General features: G+C 32.2%; 24 protein-coding genes. 3 read left to right on the forward strand and 21 right to left on the reverse strand.

The features are described from left to right. From CHAB381_RS04905 to CHAB381_RS04985, 17 genes are all read right to left on the reverse strand, one after another. Positions 1-1164, reverse strand: coding sequence for an FtsW/RodA/SpoVE family cell cycle protein (locus tag CHAB381_RS04905; RefSeq protein ID WP_012108904.1), 1164 nt, complete (start codon positions 1162-1164; stop codon positions 1-3). A 61-nt stretch (positions 1165-1225) separates the two neighbouring features. Then, positions 1226-3265 carry an FtsK/SpoIIIE family DNA translocase gene (locus tag CHAB381_RS04910; protein WP_012108905.1) on the reverse strand — a complete coding sequence of 680 codons (2040 nt, stop codon included), beginning with the start codon at positions 3263-3265 and terminating at the stop codon, positions 1226-1228. A 171-nt stretch (positions 3266-3436) separates the two neighbouring features. Further along, a complete protein-coding gene (locus tag CHAB381_RS04915) occupies positions 3437-4678 on the reverse strand; it encodes a type II secretion system F family protein (RefSeq protein ID WP_012108906.1) in 1242 nt (413 codons plus the stop codon). Continuing rightward, complete coding sequence (locus CHAB381_RS04920; protein ID WP_012108907.1) at positions 4675-6432, reverse strand: GspE/PulE family protein; 1758 nt, start codon at positions 6430-6432, stop codon at positions 4675-4677. The genes CHAB381_RS04915 and CHAB381_RS04920 overlap by 4 nt, the downstream gene beginning before the upstream one ends. A 4-nt stretch (positions 6433-6436) precedes the next feature. After that, positions 6437-6979 carry a hypothetical protein gene (locus CHAB381_RS04925; RefSeq protein ID WP_012108908.1) on the reverse strand — a complete coding sequence of 181 codons (543 nt, stop codon included), beginning with the start codon at positions 6977-6979 and terminating at the stop codon, positions 6437-6439. Beyond that, positions 6976-8040 carry a tetratricopeptide repeat protein gene (locus CHAB381_RS08470; protein WP_012108910.1) on the reverse strand — a complete coding sequence of 355 codons (1065 nt, stop codon included), beginning with the start codon at positions 8038-8040 and terminating at the stop codon, positions 6976-6978. Before CHAB381_RS08470 ends, CHAB381_RS04925 begins: the two co-directional genes overlap by 4 nt. Beyond that, positions 8033-8866, reverse strand: a complete 834-nt coding sequence (locus CHAB381_RS04935; RefSeq protein WP_012108911.1) for an ATP-binding protein — start codon at positions 8864-8866, stop codon at positions 8033-8035. The genes CHAB381_RS08470 and CHAB381_RS04935 overlap by 8 nt, the downstream gene beginning before the upstream one ends. Then, positions 8859-10484, reverse strand: a complete 1626-nt coding sequence (gene mshL / locus CHAB381_RS04940) for a pilus (MSHA type) biogenesis protein MshL (protein ID WP_012108912.1) — start codon at positions 10482-10484, stop codon at positions 8859-8861. The genes CHAB381_RS04935 and mshL overlap by 8 nt, the downstream gene beginning before the upstream one ends. Then, complete coding sequence (locus CHAB381_RS04945) at positions 10462-10872, reverse strand: hypothetical protein (protein WP_012108913.1); 411 nt, start codon at positions 10870-10872, stop codon at positions 10462-10464. The genes mshL and CHAB381_RS04945 overlap by 23 nt, the downstream gene beginning before the upstream one ends. Further along, positions 10869-11531, reverse strand: a complete 663-nt coding sequence (gene pilO, locus CHAB381_RS04950) for a type 4a pilus biogenesis protein PilO (RefSeq protein WP_012108914.1) — start codon at positions 11529-11531, stop codon at positions 10869-10871. Before pilO ends, CHAB381_RS04945 begins: the two co-directional genes overlap by 4 nt. Continuing rightward, positions 11521-13059: a hypothetical protein gene (locus CHAB381_RS04955; protein ID WP_012108915.1), complete on the reverse strand. Its 1539-nt coding sequence runs from the start codon at positions 13057-13059 to the stop codon at positions 11521-11523. Before CHAB381_RS04955 ends, pilO begins: the two co-directional genes overlap by 11 nt. A 55-nt stretch (positions 13060-13114) precedes the next feature. Next, positions 13115-13984, reverse strand: coding sequence for a GTPase Era (era, locus tag CHAB381_RS04960; protein ID WP_012108916.1), 870 nt, complete (start codon positions 13982-13984; stop codon positions 13115-13117). Beyond that, a complete protein-coding gene (gene hslU, locus CHAB381_RS04965; RefSeq protein ID WP_012108917.1) occupies positions 13981-15300 on the reverse strand; it encodes an HslU--HslV peptidase ATPase subunit in 1320 nt (439 codons plus the stop codon). Before hslU ends, era begins: the two co-directional genes overlap by 4 nt. Further along, positions 15297-15842 carry an ATP-dependent protease subunit HslV gene (hslV, locus tag CHAB381_RS04970; protein WP_012108918.1) on the reverse strand — a complete coding sequence of 182 codons (546 nt, stop codon included), beginning with the start codon at positions 15840-15842 and terminating at the stop codon, positions 15297-15299. Before hslV ends, hslU begins: the two co-directional genes overlap by 4 nt. Further along, entirely contained in the window at positions 15842-16285 is a 444-nt protein-coding gene (rplI, locus tag CHAB381_RS04975; protein WP_012108919.1) for a 50S ribosomal protein L9, read from the reverse strand. Before rplI ends, hslV begins: the two co-directional genes overlap by 1 nt. A gap of 19 nt (positions 16286-16304) precedes the next feature. Then, positions 16305-17525, reverse strand: coding sequence for an argininosuccinate synthase (locus CHAB381_RS04980; RefSeq protein ID WP_012108920.1), 1221 nt, complete (start codon positions 17523-17525; stop codon positions 16305-16307). Between the two features lie 124 nt (positions 17526-17649). Then, positions 17650-17916 carry a DNA methyltransferase gene (locus CHAB381_RS04985; protein ID WP_012108921.1) on the reverse strand — a complete coding sequence of 89 codons (267 nt, stop codon included), beginning with the start codon at positions 17914-17916 and terminating at the stop codon, positions 17650-17652. Between the two features lie 483 nt (positions 17917-18399). Here CHAB381_RS04985 and CHAB381_RS04990 point away from each other — a divergent pair, with 483 nt between their 5' ends. Genes CHAB381_RS04990 through lptB form a run of 3 tightly spaced genes read left to right on the forward strand, consistent with a single transcriptional unit; the run spans position 18400 to position 19760 of the window. Continuing rightward, entirely contained in the window at positions 18400-18645 is a 246-nt protein-coding gene (locus tag CHAB381_RS04990; RefSeq protein WP_012108922.1) for an RNA-binding S4 domain-containing protein, read from the forward strand. Next, positions 18629-19039: a tRNA (adenosine(37)-N6)-threonylcarbamoyltransferase complex ATPase subunit type 1 TsaE gene (tsaE, locus tag CHAB381_RS04995; protein WP_012108923.1), complete on the forward strand. Its 411-nt coding sequence runs from the start codon at positions 18629-18631 to the stop codon at positions 19037-19039. Before CHAB381_RS04990 ends, tsaE begins: the two co-directional genes overlap by 17 nt. Next, positions 19032-19760, forward strand: a complete 729-nt coding sequence (gene lptB / locus CHAB381_RS05000) for an LPS export ABC transporter ATP-binding protein (RefSeq protein WP_012108924.1) — start codon at positions 19032-19034, stop codon at positions 19758-19760. Before tsaE ends, lptB begins: the two co-directional genes overlap by 8 nt. A 534-nt stretch (positions 19761-20294) precedes the next feature. Here the strand turns inward: lptB and CHAB381_RS05005 are convergent. The 4 genes from CHAB381_RS05005 to mtaB form a co-directional block, all read right to left on the reverse strand. After that, on the reverse strand, positions 20295-21080 hold the full coding sequence (locus CHAB381_RS05005) for a MetQ/NlpA family ABC transporter substrate-binding protein (protein ID WP_012108925.1): 786 nt from the start codon (positions 21078-21080) through the stop codon (positions 20295-20297). Between the two features lie 63 nt (positions 21081-21143). After that, positions 21144-21671: a molybdopterin adenylyltransferase gene (gene mog, locus CHAB381_RS05010; protein WP_012108926.1), complete on the reverse strand. Its 528-nt coding sequence runs from the start codon at positions 21669-21671 to the stop codon at positions 21144-21146. Then, positions 21668-23353 carry an AAA family ATPase gene (locus CHAB381_RS05015; protein ID WP_012108927.1) on the reverse strand — a complete coding sequence of 562 codons (1686 nt, stop codon included), beginning with the start codon at positions 23351-23353 and terminating at the stop codon, positions 21668-21670. Before CHAB381_RS05015 ends, mog begins: the two co-directional genes overlap by 4 nt. After that, positions 23316-24500: a tRNA (N(6)-L-threonylcarbamoyladenosine(37)-C(2))-methylthiotransferase MtaB gene (gene mtaB / locus CHAB381_RS05020; RefSeq protein WP_232215082.1), complete on the reverse strand. Its 1185-nt coding sequence runs from the start codon at positions 24498-24500 to the stop codon at positions 23316-23318. Before mtaB ends, CHAB381_RS05015 begins: the two co-directional genes overlap by 38 nt. Positions 24501-24552: the final 52 nt, after the last annotated feature.

The following is a 24552-nucleotide window of genomic DNA, read 5'->3' on the forward strand; positions in this document are numbered from 1 at the left end:
TTATGCTTTTTTAGAAATCATAAGCACTAATGCAATTGCTAAAGATGCCGCCATTACATGGCTTCCACCATAGCTTAAAAATGGCACCGCAATTCCCTTAACCGGTAAAATCGAAGTAATACCGTAAGCGTTTATGATAAATGAAAAAAGTAACATAAAACCTATTCCGACGCTAAAAAGATAATAAGTATTGTTTTTTTCTCTAAAAAGTGAAGCAATGTGAAAAATATGATATAAAATAAATAAAAACAGTAAAACAATGCAAGTAATTCCGATAAAACCAATCTCTTCCGTGATTCCTGCAAGCACAAAATCCGTATGAACTTCACTTAAAAAACCAAGTTTAAAACTACCCTCGCCTATTCCTTGCCCGAAGAAACCACCATTATTTATAGCATTTAATGAATGGCTCACTTGATAAGGTGCTGATGCACCTTCCACATGCAGCCTTGTAGCCATTTGCGGAGAAACGAATTTTAACACAATATCCTGTACTCCGCCCCACCATGACATAAAACGTTCAATTCTGTGCTCGCTTGTAATAATAAAAATCACTCCAAGCGTAAAAACTCCAACAAATCCCATACCAAGCAGTTTCATACTGGTTCCTGCAAAAAGCAGCATCATAATCATAACAAGGCAAAGCACCATAACTTGTCCAAGATCATTTTGCACTACGCCGACAATTATAATAATGCCGATAAATGGAATTAAATACGGCAAAAGAAGTAAAATTTGAGAAACCAAAGGTTTGTCTTTTGAACCGCTGATTTTTTTATCAAAACTCCAAGCCAAAAAGCATATAAAACCTACTTTAAAAAACTCAACCGGTGCAATGGAAAAAAGAGGGAATTTTATCCATCTTGCAGCTCCGTTTACTTCCATTACCAAATTTTCAGGAAGCACATTCATAAACAAAATAATGATTAAAAAAATTAAAAAAAGCCCGTTTCCAAAATAAACAAAAAATTTATCGCTTTTTATAAAAGAAACAGCCCACATCATAAATATGCATAAAATTCCAACTATTAACTGACGAATAAAAAAATGTAAATGATCCGTATTAAAAAGAAGTACCGTATAAGCGCTAAGAGAAAGAGAGAAAACAATACCTATGCAAATCAAAATCGTAGTCGCATAAAATAGCGAAATATCAACTCTCATAGCAATTTTTCCTTTTAAATTTCAAAACATTGTGAAAAAAATCGGTCAAATTTTAAAATTTTCATAAAATTTCTCTTTGACCTTTTGCATTTAATGAACTTAAAATTCCATTTTGTTCAAGTTGTTCGATAATTGTCGCAGCGCGATTGTAGCCTATTTTAAGACGACGTTGCAAATAACTTATGGAAGTTTTTCTCTCGCTTAAAATTATATCTTTTGCATCTTCATAAAGCTCATCTACAGGCATATTTGAATCACTTCCAGCTTTAACGGCGCCTTCTTTTTCATCTTCATTTTCTAAAAATCCGGTATCATAAACAACTTTTTGTTGAGATTTAATAAAATCACAAATTTTATTTATCTCATTTTCAGTTGTAAAAGGAGCATGCAAACGAATTACTCCAGGACTTGACGGTAAAGTAAAAAGCATATCGCCACGCCCTAAAAGACTTTCGGCTCCCATTTGATCAAGAATAACTTTACTATCAATTTTAGAGCCGACACGAAAGCTGATTCTACTTGGCAAATTCGCTTTGATAAGTCCGGTTACGACATTTACACTTGGGCGTTGTGTGGCGACTATAAGGTGAATTCCGCTTGCTCTTGCCATTTGCGCCAATCTAGCAATATAAAATTCCACATCTTTTCCGCTTGTCATCATAAGATCTGCCAACTCATCTATAATAACCACTATAAAAGGTAGAGTTTCTTCGCCAAGCGCAGTTGCTTTTTCATTGTAAGTTTCTATATTTTTAGTTTTATTGGCAGCCATAAGTTTATATCGACGCTCCATTTCCCCTACAAGATTGGAAAGAGCTGTAATTGCCTGTTTCGCTTCGGTAATTACAGGCGTAAGAAGATGCGGTATATCATTGTAAATACTAAACTCAAGCATTTTCGGATCAATCATAATAAGACGTAAAGTACTTGGTGAATTACGGTAAAGAAGACTTAAAAGCATGGCGTTTATTCCGACACTTTTACCGCTTCCGGTAGTTCCTGCAATCAGTAAATGCGGAAGCTTTTTAAGATCAGTGATAAAAGGTTGTCCTACTATATCTTTACCAAGCGCGATAGTTAGCGGACTTGACGCATTTTTAAAAATTTCGCTCTCTAAAATTTCTTTTAAATAAATAGTTTCAATATCCTGATTTGGAATTTCAATTCCTACGACATCTTTTCCTGGAATTGGCGCTAGAATACGTATAGTTTTAGCTTTTAGCGCCATCGCCAAATCATCTTGCAAACCTAAAATTTTGCTAATTTTGATGTTTGATGCGGGGCGAAACTCAAAAGTGGTAACTACAGGTCCTGAATAAGTTCGCACGACATCGCCGTTTATATTAAATTTACGAAGTTTTTCCAGCAAATCATAAATTTTTTGATCTATTTCACTTTCATCTATATTTATGTGCTTTTTAGGCGGATCATTTAAAAATTTAAGCGGTGGAAGCGCAAAATTTTCATTTGGTTGTTGCATTCTGCCTGTTTCGATTTCATTTAAAATTTGCTTATTTTCACTCAATTCTTTTACAATTTCAACTTTATTCAGTTTTTTAGGTTTTACCGTTTCATTTTGTTCATCGTTTGAAATTCCGATATCATTTGAAGAAACTTCGCTTAGATTTTGAATTAAATTTTGATTTGTATTTTGAGTTGAATTTTCATCTGAATTTTGAAATTCTTGAAAATTTTCAATTTCTGAACTTTGAAATTCTATATCACTTTTTTCTCCGACAAAAGCGATTTTAATGATGTTTATAAGTCTATCTTCAAAAATCAAAACCAAAGATAGCACGAAAATCATCAAATCAAAAATCCAAACTCCGACTCTACCTATCAAACGCGAAAGCTCATCTATGATAAAAAATCCGATTATGCCGCCATCAGCATCAAAAATGGTAGCTTGGATGCATAAAATAGAAACAAAAATCAGTAAAAGCCCAATACAAAACTCAAAAAATCTAAAATTAAAATTTTTAAAATAACGATATATAATAAAAATAGGCACTAAACTTAGAAACGGATATAAATATGCAAAATATCCAAACGCTTTAAGATTCGCATTTCCCAAGATGTGTCCTAAATTTCCAACCAACATAGAATCTGCCGAAATAGTGGCAAAACCGAAAAAAATAAAAATAGCTGAGGTAATTATAAAATAGAATTCTCGTAAAATTTTATTATCCTTTTTTCTTTTTTAAAGGCGAATTGTAGCAAAATAAGAATTAAAATTTAATATTGTGCTCCAAAAAAAATTGGAGCACTTTTTTTAGTTTTTGACAGCTTTGCCAAGATCCCACATAGGCATAAATATACCAAGTGCCATAAGCAAAACCATAGCAGCCATAAACAAAAGCAAAATCGGCTCAACATAACTTGAGATATTATCAATTATATCATCAAATTTTTCTTTGTAATAATTTGTAACATTTCCAAGCATTTTATCCAGACTACCACTTTTTTCGCCTGCACTTACCATTTGTATAAGCATACTTTCATAAAGCCCGGTATTTCTCATAGCCTCAGTTAAACTTACACCTTGTTGAACAGCTATTTTAACGGTAGAAAGTTTTGTTTTCAACTCTTCGTTATCAACCATCAAAACAGCAGTATCAAGAGCATCTGCGATAGGAATACCTGCTTTAACGAGCTCTGTAAAAATAAGCATAAATCTTGACATGGTAGAATAAAATACAATTTTACCGAACAAATAAACTTTAAGAATATATTTATCCCACCCGCGCTTAAATTGATCGTTATTTTTATAGGCCAATTTAATACCTATAATAGTTCCTACGATTATGCCCAAAATAAGAAGTCCATAGTGATTTAACGCATATTCTATATTTAATAAAATTCTGGTAGGAAGCGGCAAATCAGCACCAAGTTCTTCAAAAATTTCACGAAATTTAGGCACGACATACATCATCAAAACTGTAAATGCAATCGCCAATGCAGTCATAATAACCATAGGATAGCGCATAGCCTTTTTAAATTTTCGTTGATTTTCCCAAACTTCATTAAGCATTTGAGCAAGTTTTGATAAAGACTCAGCCATATTACCGGTACTTTCACCAAGACTGATCATCGCAATAACGACATCGCCCAATTTTGAACGGAATTTTTCACTTGCTTCGGTCATGCTTAGACCTGAATTCAAGTCGTCGTTTATAGAAGCAAAAATTTCTTTTAATGCTTTATCTTCTGTAGAGTTGGCAACCTCTTTTATTGAATCGTGTATTGAAATACCGGCATTTGTCATAACGGCAAGTTGACGAATGGAAGCAACCAAATTTTGCGTTTTTACCTTGCCGCCAATTCCCATAAGCCTGGTAACTTGACCTTTTAAATCTCCAAGATCAATATTACTTACTTGAGTTTCGCCGATTTTAGTTATCACTCCACCATTTTTTTGTTTTACCAAATTTCTTGCAGCCACTTTATTATTTGCCTTAAGAAACATCTTTTGTCTTTTTCCATTGGCTATATATTCTACTTCAAAATTTTTCATTTTTTTGCCACCCTATAAATTTCTTCAATACTTGTAGCTCCACGAGCAGCCCTTATAACACCATCATGGAACATATCAATAAAACCTTCTTCTAACGCAAGAGCTTTCATCTCTTCTTTAGAGGCACCATTTGCTATCAAACTTTGCATTTTATCGCTAATAGGTAAAATTTCACTTATCATTTCACGTCCGGAATATCCTGTATGCGCACATTGATCGCAACCTACAGCTTTGTAAAATTGATATTTTTCAGGCAAATACGGTTTTAATTCTTCCAACATTGCCTTTGGTAAATTTGCAGGCTCTTTGCAATGCGGACAAAGCTTACGCACAAGTCTTTGAGCTTCTACGGCTATTAAAGCACCGCTGATTAAATACGGCTGAATTCCCATATCAACCATTCTAGGAATTGCGCTAATTGCGTCATTAGTGTGAAGCGTACTAAAAACCAAGTGACCTGTCAAAGCAGCTTGGACCGCTATTTCAAGCGTTTCCTGATCGCGAATCTCACCTATCATTATGATATCCGGATCTTGTCGCAAAATAGAACGAAGCGCTGCAGCAAAAGTTAATCCTGCTTTTTCATTTACATGCACTTGTTGAATAAGGGTCACTTGATACTCGACCGGATCTTCTACCGTAATAATCTTAGTGTCTATATTTTTTACGTCATTTAATGCCGCATAAAGTGTAGTTGATTTACCGCTACCAGTCGGTCCAGTAACTAATATAACGCCATATGGAGCATGCATTGCATTATTAAATTTTTCAAAACTTTTTGGATGCATTCCAAGCTTTTCAAGGCTTATAAGAACTTTTGATTGATCCAAAATACGCATAACTGTTGATTCACCATTTATAATCGGCAATGTAGATATACGAAAATCATATTTTTTATCGCCTATCATCATAGTAAAACGACCGTCTTGCGGTTTTCTACGCTCAGCTATATCCATATTTGATAAAAGTTTTAGACGTGAAACCAACGGCGGATAAATATCTTTGTCAAATATAAATGTTTCAGCAAGCATACCATCAATTCTTGTTCTGACAACGCAGTTATTTTCCGTAGGCTCAATATGAATATCACTACCTCGCATTATGATTGACTGTTTTACAATCATTTCTATCAGTTTTAAAATTCCGGAACTTTCTTCGCTTTTACCGCCTGCCTGACCGATTGAATTAAGTTCATTTCTAATTTCAGCTACAAGCCCTTTTATGCTTTCACTAAGTTCGATTTTTGAAATATATTTTGTAATTTGTTTAGGATCTGCGACTACTATTTTGACAAGTTTTTTATTAAATATTCTTTGAACACGATCTTGCGCATCAAGATTAAAAGGATCTGCAAAAGCAACATATGTATTTAAATCATCCTCTTTTACAGGCATTACACCATATCTTTTTAGTTGCGCAGTAGGTGCTCTATCTGAAAGTTTATAATCAATGTCAATATCGTCCAAATTCATATATTCCAGTTTTGCCAGTTTGGCCAAAACTGGTAAAAACGTCTTTGTATCAATACTGAATTTTTCGTAAATTTCATCAAGATTAGTCATCTTTTTGCGATAAAGCTCAGCCAAAAGAGCGATAAAACCTTCTTGATTTACATAGTTGTCGCCAATTAACACTTCGCCGAGAGTTAAGCCTATATCCATTTTTTCTTTGATTTCAGGAATCAAAGATTCATTTAAAATTCCATGATCTATCAGAATTTTTAAAATCGTTATTTCTATACTATCTTTTGCCATTTTTTCACCAATACATCTTTATAGAATTCACTTTACCATCTTTATATAAAGCAACTACCATTTTTGAAATTTGATTTTCGGTTTTTACCGATAGCTCGGCTTTTTCACCGTTATTCAATTCAAAAACATAACCGGTTTCAGTTTTTTTATATTTTTTCTCAACAAATTTATCAAAAATTTCAGAAAGCACATAATTTATTTTCGGCGTGCGTATATAACTTATATCGATATTATCAATAAGTGCAAGATAAAGCATTTTCTTTTGAAAAAGAATAGTTGAATAAATAGAAGCATTTTCTCTTGCATCTTTAGTTTTATAAAGCATAACGATAGGAATTATAAGTTCATTTACCTTATCCACTTTTAAACAAGCTTTTGCATAAATATCGGCAACGGCTTCATTTTGTTCGGTTATAAAAAGATTGCGAACATTTTCTTGACAAATACGGTTGTATTGACCAAGTTGTTCCCAATCCCAAACATCTTGAATTTCAACACCAAAACAAAACTGTATAATAAAACTCAAACAAAAAATTAACTTTTTCATAGCGAACCGCTTTGAATTTTTGATATAAGATGAGAAATTTCTCCATTATTAGCTTTTGCATTAAATGTCTGTAATGCTTTCAATGCATCCGCTTTAGCGCCTTTTTTATAACTTGCTTTTGCAAAAATTATCCAGCTTCTAACATTTTCTTTATCTATATCATTTGAAATAAGCGCCCATTTTATTGCATTATTATAATTTTTACCGTCATAAGCCCGCTCTGCAAGCATTAATGCATAATCGATATTATTTGTAGCATAAAATTTTTCCTCTAAATTTTTAGTATCCATATTTATTTTAGAAGTTTTAATTTCTATCTTACCAATAGACGACTTTTGAGAATTAACACTTATTTGCCTTGAATCTGAATTCGGTGGAAACGGTGCATTGCCAAAGCCGATAACTTCATTTTTTGGAATAGAAGTTGTCGCAAAAGGATTTACATTTTGATTTGCAGGTGATGGCGGAAAATTTTGTGCATAAGAATTACCGTAATTTTGATTATAACCATTATTGTTGTTGTAACCGTTTTGATATCCGCCGAAATTTTGTTGATGATTAAAATTTTGATTATTTTCGCTATCTTCATAATTATTTTTTATCGTAAATCCGCCGCTATCTTCACTTGAAGTTATACCGATATCTTTTAAGCTCAAGCTGGGACGATCTTCGTTTTGAGCTTTGTTTTCATAATTTGGTGTACTCATATTATATTTTGGAGCATCATTTAATACGTTTTGCTCTTGATTTAAATTTGCGGCATCGGATAAATTTTGCAAATTTTTATTATTGGTTGTAATTTGAGAAATTTTTGGCATTTCTGTCGTATTTTTTATATTTTGATTTATTTTTGACATTGAAATTTCGTCATCATTATCATTGAGAAGCCACAATATAGCACCGATTGCCACGCAAATCAATGCTAAAAGTCCAACAATAGTTTTATCAAATTTTATATTTAAATTAGAAAATTTTTCACTTAAAATGCTAGGTTTCTTGCGATTTTTATTATATTCTTCCCATTTTTTTTCTAATTCCGCAACTTCATAAAATTCAAGCATTTATTATTCCTGCACTAATTGCGCCCATTTCAATAAGTTTATTGTTGAGATATGATAAACTTATCTCTGTTGGCTTATTTTCTTCATAATATTCCAAAAGTTCATACATTTTATACATAAGCTTATTTATATTTCTTAAATTTCCATTTGTTAAAGACAAAATTAAATCGAAATTTTCATCTTTAAACATCAAAAAATACTCACTAAACCCATGAAATACAAGCTTTTTCTCGATATAAAGTTTGATTTCACCGAGATTTGAATTAGGTAGTTCAATACTTTCCCAAATACGCGTTTTAAAATAATCCTTAGCTAAAACATCTTCTTCATCTGTTTTATGTACTGTAAAAAGAAATTTAAAAAGTCTTGTATCAGCCATCAAGCGAATTTTTTCTATCAAATTTTTTGGATAAAGTTGCGCTTCATCCAATAAAATAACAACTTGATTGATAGCTGAGATATCATCTTTTTTTATACCAAGCTTTTCTCTATAAACCCGCATAAAACTCTCATAATTATCAATATTTTTTCTTGATTTGTCACCAAAAAGCTGATGGTAAAGATCCAAAAAAAACTCTTTTTCATCAAAAAACGGCTGAGGAATAAAAGCAACTTTTGCTTTTTTTTCCAAATCAACTTTTATTTTATTTAATAAAAAAGTTTTACCGCATCCTGGTTTACCGTAAAATAAAATAAGTTTAAGCGGCTTTTGTAATGCACTTAAAATTCTATGGTATGCAAGAGTGGATTTATCGAGGTTTACAAAGTCGTTAACATTGTTATCCTCGATAAATATTTCTTTGATTTTTGTATAACTATTACTCATTTGTATATAAAGATTTAGAAAAACCAAGCTCTTTCAAAGAATCACTGACTTTTGTATCAGTGTTATCTATGATACGAGGAGTAATAACAAACACCAATTCAGTTGTAGTAAGTCTATCGGCAGTACTTTTGAAAAGATTACCTATCAAAGGTATATCGCTTAAGAATGGAACATTTTTATTATCTTTTCCTTTATTTTGACCGATCAAACCGCCAAGTATAACAGTATCACCATCATCTACCCATACAACACTTGAAATTTTCTTTTGAATTGTATCAGGCGCCATAACTCTATCAAGTTGAGCTGTAGCTTCTCTATCGGCTTGATATTTAAAATCGCTCAAAGATGGATTTACTCTTAGCATAATTCTATTATCATCCGAAATTTCAGGCAATATATTTAATAAAATTCCTATAAATGTAGAATAATTGGTATATGTTACAGAAGTAGTTCCAGCATCTGTTTGACCGCCACTTGTAGTATTTTCTTGAATACGATAATTTATAACATCACCAACTGAAATAATAGCCGGTTGATTATTCATAGTTGTAACTTTTGGACTTGAAATAATTTTAGTTTTGCCTTTTGTTTCAAGAAAATTTATCATTCCGTCTATATTAAAGTTAAGATTTGCTCCAATTGCCCACACACCATTGCTATCGCTGGCTTTTACACTACCCATACTTTTTTCTTTATAATCCCATGTTCCAAGCGATGTTGGTCTACTAAAAAGAATCTTTCCATCTTTATCCTTAATGTCTTCAATTTGAGGCAAAGATGTAACTTGACCAACTTTATTTCTATTTCCAAAACTATATGAAGTAGGAGTTGACGGATCTCCATTAAGATATGTATTAAAGCCTAATTGAAATTTACTCCAATCAATTCCGGTTGTGTAACTATTGCTAAGTTCGACTGCTACAATAGAAACATCAAGACTTACTTGTCTTTCAAGACGTTTTTTCATTTTATTTATATATGCATCAACTCTTGCGATTTGAGATTTCATACCGGTTACAGTTACCAAACCTGCATTTTGATTTATGATAGGCGCGATAGCGACATATTTTTCTGTACCGTTATTTAAGATAGAGGTAACTTCATCGCTAATTTTTTCCCAAAAATCAAATTTCTCTTTTGCTGAAATAAGATTGTCCTGTTTAGATTCGCTATTACCTTCATTGCCCATTTCTATAGGATCTGAATCAACAGAAGCTTTAGTTACCGCTGTGGCTTCTCTAACAGACGTAATATAATCAACTTTAAAGGTTTTAGTTTGCAAAGCGGAAATTTTCAAAACATTGTTCGAAAAATCATAACTAAGATTATTCTCGCTAATTAATAAATCAAAAATTTCTCTCAATGAAAGGTCTTTTATACCTACACCTTGAAGTTCTTTTTTTAATTCCTCTGCAGCAACAGCATCTTTTGCCACAACTGAAAATTTACACACATCGGAAAGTTGTGTAAGCATTTCATTTAGCGTGACGACATCATTTACTTTTATATTAAAAGCTCTTTTGTCGCAACTAGAACTAGCAGCATTTAAGCTTGTAGCAACGCTAACAGCCAATAATGTAGCTATGCCAATTTTTTTACTTATATGTAATAATGACATTGTTGTTTCCTTGATTAATTTTGATTTCGACATCGTTATACTCATTTGCAATGATAACACTATCTTCATTTATTTTGGTTATTTTATAAGAACCTATATTGTCACCCAAACTATACCATCTGTCATTGATTTTAGCTTTATCGCCCATAGTGCCTATGAGTTTATATCCCAAACCAACAGCACCGATACTATTTGCGCTTGTATCATCTCTTTTTTTAAACCCGAAAGGATTTTTAAGACTTGAAATTTTCTCATCACTAAGCCCTGTACGAGGATTATCAAGCGTATTAAACATCGCATCAAATCTAGCCTTATCAAGCCGTGTATTTTCAGCAAATGCAAAGCTTGTCACACAAGCCAAAATAAGAATAAAATTTAAACTTCTCATTGGTATTTCATCCCCCATATTGCTATGTTCATTTTACCACCGATTCTATCATCATGTGTATTATTGAAATCTATTTGATTGATATCCACAATCATTTTTGATTCTTCAACTTTATTAACATATCTTAAAAGATCATTAAAATCACCCTCTAAATTTAAAGTGATATTTAATACAGGCTCTATTTTTTGTAAAGTAATCTCTTGTTTTTCACTTTCCAAACTTTTTAGCTTTATATTATTATTTTCAGCCAAAGCTGTTAAACTATCTAAAAAAGCAGCCCAGTTTTCTTGTGAATATGTAAGATTTGTAACTTCTCGTAATTTTGCATCAAAATATCTATTAGAATCTCTAACATTTTTTAATTTTGATGTATCTGTCCTTAAAATTCCTTTATTTTCATTTATCATATAATTTCTATCTTGACCTGTAGGACCGCTTAAAGAAGCAAGATCACTATCCGTTTTAGCAAGTTTTGCTGTTATATCTTTTAACGCGCCTTCTTTTGCTTCAAAATATTCATCAGAATATGGTGAGATTGCAAAATAAACAATTACAACCATAAGAACTAAAGCAATTACAATGTAATTTTTTACGTCGCTTTCTTTTTTTGTCGCAAAAAATTCATCAATTTGATCGAAAATACTTTTATTATTTTTCATCGCTTATCTCCACACTGATATTACTATCATAAAATTTTACAGTCGAATTTTTATCATTCAAAGCTATAGAGCGCGTATAAACTGCGTATGGTTTTACATTACTGATATCTTTTAAAAGTTTTGTCATTTGCTTATCGCTTGAAGTTCTAACCGATATAGTTAAATTTCTGTCAATATCCTGAATTCTAACAATATTGCCTTGATTTTGATTTACCAAATTTGACATATCATAAATTGCATTTGCTTTCATAGGATATTTTACTTTTTTATCAAAAATTCCGGTCAGCAAATCTTGTCTTTCAGTTAAGACTTTATTTTCTACATCAAAAAATTTACGAGTTTGTTTAATTTGTTCTTTTAAATCTTTAATAGTATCGTTTATTTTTTTAAGTTCAGCGTCTTTTTTTCTCCATTCAGTCGTTTTTTGATCCGTGACTATACTCATATAATATCCATAGCCATATTGATAAGCAGGATAAGCAAGACCCAAAAGCAAACCAAGCCCCAAGGCGCCAAAAAGTTTACCGCTATTTCTTTGTGAAAGTGGTGGCGGACGTCTAAAAGGCGAGTAATTATGCTCGTCGTTTTGAGTAAGCATGTAATGTTGCGCTGTCAAAAACATCAAAATATCAAATTGAGTTAAATGTTCAACATCTTTTGCATTTATAGCTACACTGAAATTAAAAGGTTGATATGTAAGGTTTAAAGTATTTTCTACAAAAACTTCAACACCAGGAATTTCGCCAACATCAGTTCCAAAATATATATTTTGAATCTTGATGTTATAAATTTTATTCAAAGATGTAATTATGTCATTAAAATAATAAAATATCTCATCAAAAATTTGGATTATATAATCCCTTTCTGCCGGAGTATCAAGATTTAAACCATAAGTAGACAACATATGATCAAAAGTTTCTTCTTCAAGTCTATTTCCGATTAATTCACTAAATTTATCGTGTATATACTTGAGATTGTATCTTATTTGTCTTGATTGTAAATATTCACCATTTTGATAAACAACCAAAAATGCGTCATCTCTTTGCAAATAAATAAAACAATCTACCGTTTCTTTCGATAACAAGCCGCGTGCATACAAACTTTCATATAAAAACGGAGCCATAGCGACATAATCTATATATCCTGTACGTGCAGCTATTGCATCGAAATCGCTCGTTAAAATTTGAGAATCAACAACGAAAACATTAAAAACTCTGTTTTCACTTGTACTTCCAACTACTTCAAGATAGGTGATTTTATAGTCAAGCGCTGCATCAAGTCCCAATTCCTCATAAACTTTGATAACAATCGCATCAAGTAAATCAGCCTCTTCCACTGTGCGACTAATCTCAACCGTAGTTGTTATAATGTTTTTAAAAGGAATATATGAGATATATGTAGTACCTTTACCTTTGCCACCTCTGTCGAAGTCAAACGGAAAAATCTCGTTTCCGCTTAGCCCAAAAACATTCTGTGTCGCTTTATTTATAGCGACAATTGTGTTAGCATTTTTGTTACTTTTTGCCATCTCACTTCTCTTAAAAGAAAATTTATTTGTAGTTTAATTAAAATTAAATAAAAAGTCAATAGACAAAAACGCTTTTTACCAGATTTTCGTCGTTTTTCCACCCTTTTTTTACAAAAATTTGCAAATTTAAATGAATTTTAACCTTAGAAAAATCTGAAATTCGTTTTCTGGATTTTATTCCGATACGCTTTATCGTCTCACCGCCTTTACCGATTAAAATTTGTTTGTGAGAGTTGGTATCCGTAATAATTTTTGCCGATATTTTTGTTATTTGTTCTTTTTCAGTAATTTTTTCAATCAAAACATCACTATTATAAGGGATTTCGCTGCTGACGCTCTCATAAACGGATTCTAAAATAAAATCTCTGTATATATCGCGTAAATTTGTGTTACTGATGATTTGCGGATCAAAGAAATACTCATGCTCCGGCAATAATTTAGCAATCTCTCTTAAAATTTCAGCACGATAAACTTTTTTTTTAATATTTACAGGAATAATGGCGCAAAATTCTTTGCAAAATTTTGCATATTCACCGAGTTTTTTAGCAATTTTTCCATCGTCTGTTTCATCCGTTTTAGTTAAAATTAGAATATGTGGCGGTCTTTTTGCGATTTTTAAAAATTCTTCATAATCTCTTGTATCATCATGAATGCTTGCTAAAAACAACACCAAATCAGCATCGCCGATACTTTTAATAGCCACATCAATCATGAGTTTATTCATGATTTTTTCGCTTTTATGAAGTCCTGGAGTATCTATAAAAATAATTTGATCTTCGCCAAACATGGCAATACCGTTTATTTTACGGCGCGTAGCATTTATTTTGTGAGAGACCATAGCAAGTCTCTCTCCTACAAGAAAATTTAAAAGACTGCTTTTACCGGCATTGGTTCTGCCTATTAAACTTACAAAACCGCTTTTCATAAAATATACTTTGCCAAATCTTCATCCAGCACTATATTTTCCAATTTTTGAGCGACCGTTTTTTCATCTATTTTCACGTCCGTTCCAGCATGTTCATCAGCTGAAAAGCTCAAATCTTCAAGCACTTTTTCCATTATGGTTTGCAAACGTCTGGCGCCTATGTCTTCCATTTTTTCATTTGCAAGAGCTGCAAATTTTGCAATGGATTTTATGCCGTCTTCACTAAATTTTAATTTCAGACCTTCCGTAGCTAGAAGCGCCATATATTGTTTTATAAGAGAATTTTTAGGTTTTGTTAAAATTTCATAAAGTGCATTTTCATCCAAACTGTCAAGTTCTACGCGAAGAGGAAATCTGCCTTGAAGTTCCGGTATTAAATCGCTTGGTTTGCTTATATGAAATGCTCCCGCTGCGATAAATAAAATATGATCCGTGTTAATATTTCCATATTTTGTATTTACACTCGAACCTTCAACTATTGGAAGTAAATCGCGTTGAACACCTTCTTTGCTTGGATCGTTTCTACCTGAATTTCCGCTTGAAACAGCAATTTTATCAATTTCATCAATAAAAATAATGCCTTCATTTTCAGCTCTTCTTATAGCTTCGGCTTTAATGCGATCTTTGTTTAAAACTTTATCGCTTGCTTCATTTTTAAGAGCGACTTTTGCATCTTTTATTTTTAGTTCTTTTTTTGTTTTTTTAGTTGAAATTCCTATTACTTTGATAAAACTTTCCTGCATATTTGCCATTTCAGGCGGTAAATTCGGATTTGATTCCAAACTGCTTTCATCAATTTCAATCTCAATTATAAGATCATCAATTAAGCCGTTGCGAAATTTTTCGCGCATTTTTTCATAGCTTTTATTGTAGGCTTCCACTTTTTCATCGCTTGCTCCTCTTGGAAGCGGCGGAAGCACTTTTTGCAAAATTCTTTTTTCTATATATTCATCAATTTTTTCGCGGTTTTTCTCAAGTTCTTCGTTTTTTACCAAATTTACAGAAGCTGCTGCCAAATCCCTAACCATACTTTCCACATCGCGTCCGACAAAGCCGACTTCCGTGTATTTGCTGGCTTCAACTTTTACAAAAGGAAGTCCGAACATCTTTGAGAGTCTGCGCGCGATTTCAGTTTTACCGACACCGGTAGAACCTATCATTAAAATATTTTTAGGCATTACTTCATTTCGCATCTCTTCGTCAAGTTTCAGGCGACGCCAACGATTTCTCAAAGCTATGGCTATTGTCTTTTTAGCGTTTTTTTGACCTATTATATAATCATCTAAAATTTCAACAATTTTTTTCGGTGTTTTCATTTATTATCCCAAATTGCGTATGTTTTTATGTGATTGTTTGTATAAATACAAATTTCACTTGCTATTTTTAAACTCTCTTTAACCAACTCCTCTTCGTTTAAATTTCCAAATTTATCCAAAGCTCTTGCCGCCGAAAGTGCGTAATTTCCGCCACTTCCAATGGCTGCTATTTTGCCGTCATCAGGTTCCACGACATCACCTACGCCGCTTAATAAAAATATGTGTTCTCTATCCAGGACAAGCATCATAGCTTCAAGTTTTCTTAAATATTTATCTTTCCTCCACTCTTTGCTGAAATCTACAGCAGCTTTTAAAAGATCATTTTTAGCGGATTCCAAACATTTTTCAAACATATCGAAAAGATTAAAAGCGTCAGTCGTACTCCCTGCAAAACCAGCCAAAACCTTACCATCTTTGCCGATTTTTCTAATTTTAGTAGCCGTGCCTTTTAAAACGGTGTTGCCGAATGTAACTTGACCATCACCACCGATAATTGAGCCGTTTTTACCCTTATAGGCTAAAATCGTAGTTGCTTTAAACATTATTCGCCTACTACTTCAATCTCAAATTTAGCCGTAACACCAAATTTAAGTTTTAAATTTACATCATAAATTCCAATAGTCTTTGTTTGAGGAAGTTCAATCAATTTTTTATCTATTTCAATATTCTTTTGTTCTTTTAAGGCGTTTGCTACATCATCTTTTGTAACGGAACCAAAAAGCGCATTATTGCTTCCAACCTGTTTTGCAATTTTAACTCTTACGCCTTTTAGAGTATTTGAAAGTGTTTTTAGACTTTCTATCTCATATCGCTCATCTTCAGCCTCTTTTTGCTTTTGACTTTCATATCTGCGTAAAACTTCTGTAGTCGCAGCTTTTGCAAAACCTTTTGCGATTAGAAAATTATTTGCGTATCCGTCTTTTACCTCTTTTACCTCACCTGCTTTTCCAAGTGATTTAACATCTTTTATAAGTAAAATTTTCATATCTTTCCTTTGTAAAATTTTAAATTTTTCGTCCGTTTTTGCCTGCAATTATAAAACGCAAAGCATTTAGTTTTATAAATCCTTCGGCATCTTTTTGATTATAAACGCTGTCCTCTTCAAATGTGCTGAAATTTACGTTAAATAACGTATCGCTTTTGCTTTCTCTACCGATTACAATCACATTTCCTTTATAAAGTTCAAGTTTAACCTTACCGTTTACATATTCTTGGCTTTTATCAATCAAAGCTTGAAGCATAGAGCGCTCAGGGCTAAACCAAAAGCCGTTATAGATCAACTCGGCATATTTCGGCATAAGTTCATCTTTTAAATGCGCCGCACCTTTATCGATAGTTATACTTTCAATAGCTCTGTGCGCTTTTAGCATAATCGTTCCACCTGGAGTTTCATAACAACCCCTGCTTTTCATACCTACAAAACGATTTTCTACAATATCAAGACGACCTATTCCATGTTTTGCGCCAAGATTATTAAGTTCATTTAACATTTCGTGCGGTTTTAAATTTTTACCGTTTAATGCAATCGGATTGCCGTTTTTATACTCAATTTCTATAATCTCGCTCTCATTCGGCGCAAGTTTCGGATCTGTCGTCCATCGCCACATATCAGCCTCAGGTGCGTGATTTGGATCTTCCAAAACCAAACCTTCGTAAGATATATGGAGTAAATTCGCATCCATTGAATATGGAGATTTGCCTTTTTTCTTTGCTATATCAATACCGTTTTTCTCAGCATAAGCTAAAAGTTTTTCACGACTATTTAAATCCCATTCTCGCCAAGGAGCTATAACTTTTATATTTGGATTAAGTGCATATGCGCCAAGTTCAAATCTTACCTGATCGTTTCCTTTGCCGGTAGCACCGTGTGCTATCGCGTCCGCATTTGTCTTTTTTGCTATCTCAACCAGATATTTTGAAATTAAAGGGCGCGCAATTGAAGTTCCAAGCAGATATTCACCCTCATAAACGGCATTTGCCCTAAACATAGGAAAAACGTAATCTCTAACAAATTCTTCGCGTAAATCTTTTATAAAAATATTTTCTTTTTTAATCCCGAGCTTCAAAGCTTTTTCTTTGATAGGTTTTAAATCTTCATTTTGACCGATATCGGCTGTAAAAGTTACAACTTCACATTTGTAATTATCCTCAAGCCACTTTAAAATAACGCTTGTATCAAGCCCGCCCGAATACGCCAAAACGACTTTTTTTACATTTTTTTTCATAAGAAACCCTTTTTTGTAAAATTTTAAACTTTAATTTTATCTAAAATTTATTTAAAATTTAGTAAATACCAAATTTATTTATTAATTATAAAATTTCTAAAATTTTCTTTTATTGCGGCAATACTTATTTTTTTCTGATTTCGTTATTTTTTAAAACTATTTTACACTCGTTAAGCCATTTTTCTGTAAATTGTGAATAATCGTCGTTATTTAAAAAATTATTATCCCGCTTGTCATCACAACCGCTGAAATTTTCTCCTTCAGGTCGTTTTAAAATTCCGTCAACTCTCATCCAATAAGGCGGATCTGCAAAAATTAAATCGATACTTTTATCAGGTAAAGTTTTTAAAATTTTTAAACAATCTCCTTGTAAAATTGTATTTTTAATCATTTTAAAGCCTTTAAATTTTTACCTGTCGGAAAAAGTTCATTTCTTATTTCAATAAATTCGGGTTTATCTGAAAATAAATTTTTAATTAATTTCGGTTCCTATTCGCTGATTTTACGAAGTGTTTTTAACATTTCAGGACTTGTATTAAAATCGGGCACATTCAAATTTTTTAATCGTTTAATTTTGTTTCTTCTCAAATGCGAAAAAAGTTCGTTCCAAATATCTGTTCTACAAAATAAAATTTCAAAAATTTCCTTGCCGTAAAAAAATAATGAATTTTCAACTTAATTATTAGTATTATGCGAAATTTCAAGCACGGTCTTTAAAATTTCATAATTCAAATCATCGCCGAAAACTCGTTTATTTAGTTTTTTTAAAAAAAATCATCATATGTCATATTTTTTTTGCCTTTTTTGATTTTAAATTTATCCGATTTTTTTAATTTTCGTTAAATTTTAAGCCAAAATTCGTTAAAATCCACATATGAGAATTGATAAATTTTTAAATGTTGTAAATATCGTAAAAAGAAGAGCAATCAGCGAGGATATGTGTAAAAGCGGTGTAGTAAGCATAAATGGCGCCGTTTCAAAACCTGCAAAAGAGCTGAAAATCGGAGATAAAATTTCCATTAAATTTTTAAAGGAAACGGTTAATTACGAAGTTTTAGACTTTCCTACTACAAAAAGTATTCCAAAAAACGAACAGGAAAAATATGTCAAAAAACTTTGAGTTTATACTTGACGAAAATGAAATTTCGCGCGTTGTCGAAATTTTGCCAAAAAGCGGAATAATCATTTTGCAAGGAAACCTGGCAAGCGGAAAAACAACACTTGTAAGAGAAATTGTAAAAAAACATGGCAAAAATTGGAAAAATGTCAGCTCTCCTACTTTTTCAATTATGCAAAATTACGGCGAAATTTATCATTATGACATTTATAATGCCGGTATAAACGGAATTTTAAAAAACGGACTTTTTGAAAATTTTTTCGTGCCCGGACTTCATTTGATAGAATGGGGAGATGAAAATTTAATGAAATATTTGCAAAATTTCGGACTTGAATTTTGCATCGTGCAGATATCGGTAAAAGGTGAAAAACGAAAATATGAGGTAAAAAATGCATAAGCTTGAAGTAAAAAATTTGAAAAAAACCATTAAAAAAACCGAAATTATAAAAGGCATTTCACTTTTTGTTGAAAATGGCGAAATTGTAGGACTTTTAGGACCGAACGGCGCCGGCAAAACTACAACTTTTTATATGATTTGCGGATTGATTCCGGCTAGTGGCGGCGAAATTTTTTTAGACAATAATGAAATAAGTAAAATTTCACTAAACAAGCGCGCGCGATTAGGAATTGGATATTTGCCGCAAGAAAGCAGCATATTCAAAGATTTAAGTGTGGAAGAAAATCTTATGCTTGCAGCCGAAATAACTTATAAAGATGAAAACGAGGCGAACAAAAAAGTAAATGAAATGCTTAATTTGCTAAATATAGAGCCGATAAGAGATCGTAAAGGCGTTAGCTTAAGCGGCGGAGAGCGGAGACGCTGTGAGATTGCGAGAAGTCTTATGATAACGCCGAAATTTCTACTTTTGGACGAACCATTTGCAGGAGTAGATCCTATCGCTGTAGCGGACATTCAAAACATCGTAAAAAGTCTGAAAGATCTTGGAATCGGTGTTTTAATCACTGATCACAATGTAAGGGAAACTTTGGCAATTTGTGATAGAGCTTATGTCATAAAAGATGGTTCACTTTTAGCAAGCGGAAGTTCAAAAGATGTAGCGAATGATGAAAATGTTAAAAAATACTATCTGGGTGATCATTTTAAAATGAATGAATAAAATTTTACTTTAATTACCTTGCAAAAATCAAAAATTCAAAAACAGTTTGAAATTCTAATAAATAAAATTTAAATTACGATTTTTAATAATAAAATACTTATCTTTTTGTAATTTTATAGTCTTAATTTTAAAATTTTTAATGAATGAAAATTTTTTAAATTTTTTAAAAATACTAAAATAAAATTGAAATTTTGAAACAGTTTATAAAAATAGGCGCAATTCTACACATTTAAAATGTTAAAATTCAAGTTATTAAAATAATTTATATAAAAAGATACTTTAAAAAAATCTAGCCGCTTTGGATTTAACGTTAATAAATTAAATATTTAAGATTAAAGACAGAGTTATAAAAAATTTATACACAGGTACGAGATTTATTTGCAAAATTTTATACAAAAATAAACAAAATATATTTTACGTGATTTATTTGCAGTAATATGTTTAGAAAGTATATTTTTAATTAAAACATTAAAAACTTTAAGAATAAAAAAACAAATTTATTTTAAAAATGAGTGAGAAAAACTCACTCATAAATTAAAATGCCGGAATAATTGCACCTTTATATTTTTCGTTTATAAAATTTTTAACACTTTCGCTGTTTAAGGCTTTCACAAGCGCCTTAATTTTCGGAGTGTTTTCATTACCATCTTTTACGACAAGTATATTTGCGTAAGGACTGTCTTTACTTTCAATCGCAAGAGCGTCTTTTACCGGATTAAGACCGGCATTCATAGCAAAGTTTGTATTTATAACGGAAATCGCGGTATCACCAAGAGTGCGCGGAACTTGAGCCGCTTCTATTTCTATAAATTTTAAATTTTTAGAATTTTCTATGATATCTTTAGGTGTGCGAAGAGCATTATCATTTACTTTTATAAGACCTACATTTACAAGCACGTCAAGTGCGCGGCTTTCATTTGTCGGATCATTTGGAATACCTACTTTATCGCCATCTTTTAATTCATCAAGATTTTTTATTTTTTTTGAATAAACACCCATCGGCTCCAAATGAACGGCGGCGGCTTTTACAAGTTTTGTGCCTTTTTGTGCATTAAAATCATTCAGATACGGTATATGTTGGAAAAAATTCGCATCCAATTGCCCTTCATCGGTTGCAACATTCGGAATAACATAATCATTAAAAACCTTGATTTCAAGTTCATAACCCATTTTTTTAAGCTCGGGTTTCACAAACTCCAAAATTTCGGCATGCGGAACGGGAGTTGCACCTACAGTAATTTTTTCTGTTGCATTTGCAAAACTGCTTGAAAAGCCTAATACAAAGGCAATACAAGCCACAAAATTTAAAAATTTTTTCATTTTTTCTCCTTAAAACTGATAAATCAGATTATAAATTTTTTTTGAAAATATTTGATAAATAATCTATTTTTTAGGGCGGAAAATTTTAATTTTAGTTTCATCGGCAGTTATAAAATTGCCGCCAATCAAATCAACACAATATGGAATAGCCGGAAAAATAGGAGTTAAACATTCCAATATAGCTTTTGGCTGCCCAGGTAAATTTACAATTAAGGTTTTTCCTCTTATACCTGCTGTCTGTCTTGATAAAATCGCGGTAGGAACAAATTTTAAACTCTCAAAACGCATAAGTTCGCCAAATCCAGGTAAAATTTTATCGCAAACATCCTCTGTAGCCTCAGGCGTAATATCGCGCACGGCAGGTCCGGTTCCTCCGGTAGTAAAAATCAAATCGCAATTAAAATTATCTGCAAAACTGCAAATTTTAGATTTAACCAGTTCAAAATCATCCGGAATAATTTCATAAAAAAATTCATGCTCACAAGTAAGCCAGTCGTCTAAAATTCTTTTAATTTCAGGGCCGCCTTTATCAGTATAAATGCCTGCACTTGCTCTGTCGCTGATTGTCAAAATTCCTATTTTAACGCTCATTTCGCCCCCAAAAGCGTATCGCCTACAAATTTAAACTCAACAAATTCATAAACAAAAATGCGTTTTGCAATTTTTGCAAGTTCGTCTCCTTTATTTTTCAAAAGCTCACTTACTTCATTATAAGAATTTTCCAAAATATCGGTTATTTCGCGTTCATTTGGAATTAAATTATCTCCCATAGCGTAATCGAAAATCATTTTTTCAGCCAAAAATGCAGCTTTTTTTATATCTTTACTTCCATTGCTGAATGCGTCGTTTTTATAAATTTTAAGTCCCGCAACGCCTGAAAGTAAAACTTTTATTTCATTTATAATTTTAGTTTTAGAATCAATTTGCGTGTCAAAATTTAAAAATTTTTCATCCAAAAGCCCGATTTTTTCAAAATCAACATTAAACCAGAATGCCGTTAAAGCCTTGCTTGCCTGATAATAGCTTTGAATCTCCTTTTCGTAATCACTCAAAGCTATCGTTTTTTTAGAACCTAAAAGCACTTTCGATTTAACGGCTTCAAAATCGCTAAGCTCGATTTTTTCGCTATTTCGCCTCATTGCATTGATTGCTGCCTCATTTACAAGAGTTGCTATTGAAGCTCCGCTGAATCCTACGCAAATTCCGGCTATTTTAGCCACGTCACCGATAAAATTCTTATCTTTTAAATAAACTTTTAAAATTTCAACTCTATCGGCAAAATTCGGTAAAGCTATAAGAATTCTACGATCAAATCTTCCTGCTCTAAGTAGCGCAGTATCAATCATTTCGGCTTTATTTGTAGCTGCGATTACAATCACTCCGTTATTTTCTTTAAATCCGTCCATTTCTGTCAACAATTGATTTAAAGTGCTTTCAAGCTCATCATTTCGCCCTTTTGCACGAGTTTTACCGACAGCATCTATTTCGTCGATAAAAATTATCGAAGGTGCTACCGCTTTTGCTTTCGCAAAAAGTTCTCTTACTCTTTTTGCACCGACTCCTACAAAAATTTCGGCAAAACTTGCTCCGCTTTGATAAAAAAACGGTACGCCGGCTTCCCCGGCGACAGCTTTTGCAATGAGAGTTTTTCCGACTCCGGGAGGTCCGATCATTAAAACGCCTTTTGGAAGTTTAACTCCGAAATTTTTATATTTTTCAGGGTTTTTCAAAAAATCGACAATTTCAATGAGTTCATCTTTTACTTCACTTATTCCTGCTACATCTTTAAATTTTACATTTGAAATTACAGGAGTTATATCAAGACCGAAATTTTCCGCATTGCTTTTTTGGACGGCGATTTGAGAAATTATCCTGTTTCGTTTGCGTAAAATCATTATCTCAAGCATATAAATCAAAATAATAGATATAAAAACTATAAATAAAATAGAAAAAACGGAAATCTCTTCGCCGCTTTGTTCTTTTTTTATAAGAGCGATTTTTCCAAGTTCATCGATATCCGCCAAATCTTTTAAAATAGCATAATTTCTACCGTTAAAATGAATATATAAAACATCATCTTTTAGCGTTATATCTGCATTTGATATGCCTTCTTGCGAAATTAAATTTTTATAATCGCTCTGTTTAATAAAAATCGTATCGTCCTTAAAATAAACAATCATCAGCAAAATAATCAGCAAAAACGACAAAATAAGAATAATATTCAGCTTATTCGGTTTAAAATTCTGCAAAATTTGCTTCGTTTCCAATTTCATATTTTTCAATCTCCAAAAATTTCCTGTTTAATTCATGCGAACTTTTTATAAAAATTTTATTATAAAACTGATCGTAACCTTCGTAAAATTCCCCATTTTTGCGCTCAACCAGCACAAAAAGATTATTATAATGGCTTTTCCTAAATTTCAAATTATTTTCTCTAATGATACTTTGCAAAGTTTTAAGTCGTTTTTTAGCTTCAATTCCGTTTGTTTCGATTTTTAAACCTGCCGAATGTGTGCCATCCCTTGGTGAAAAAATAAAAGCGTGTAAATGCGTTAGCGGAAATTTTTTAAAATTTGTTAAAGCCTCGCTCCAAATTTCATCAGTTTCACCGGGATGTGCAACTATAAAATCCGTTCCAAGAGCAAATCCGCGTTCCGCAAGCTCATTAAAAAGTTTTAAATCTTTTAAAGCTTTATTTCTTCGGCGCATTATTGTAAGCATTTTTTGGGAAGTGTGTTGAAGTGCGATGTGAAGATGTTTTTCAAGCCACGGTTCATCTAAAATTTCACGAAATTTTTCATCAATTTGAGACGGTTCAATACTTCCAAGCCGAATTCTTTTTAAACCGGAAATTTTGCCCAGTTTTTGCAAAAGCTCGCCTAAACTTGAACCGTTATCTTTGCCATAACTGCCGATATTTGTGCCTGTCAAAACTATTTCAGTATGATTGCCGGCGATTATTTTTTTAACTTCTTCAATGATTAAATTTTCATCTACGCTGCGTGATTTACCGCGTACGCTTGGAATTATGCAATAACTGCAATTAAAATCGCAACCTTCCTGAATTTTTATAAAAGCTTTTGTATGACTTTTAAAATCATTTAAAAGCGCGTTTTCTTTAAAATTTAAATTTCCAAGCTCACAAAAACGCTCGCCTTTATTTAAAAATTCTGCTATACGGTTTTTATTTGACATTCCAAAAACACCGAATATCTCACCACGTTCGAAAAATTCTTTGCCTTTATTTAAAGCGGCACAACCTGTAATTATGACTTTCTTACCGGCTCTATTCATTCTATATATAAAATTTCTCACATCGCTATCAGCGCCATTTGTAACAGTGCATGAGTTTATTATGACAAAATCGGCCAAGTTTTCATCTTTGCAAATTTCACCGCCGAAACGCGCTATTTGAGCCATTATAAGCTCGCTGTCATATATATTTGTGCGACACCCGAAAGTTTTTATGTAA

It is taken from the genome of Campylobacter hominis ATCC BAA-381 (genome assembly GCF_000017585.1).
Taxonomy (GTDB): domain Bacteria; phylum Campylobacterota; class Campylobacteria; order Campylobacterales; family Campylobacteraceae; genus Campylobacter_B; species Campylobacter_B hominis.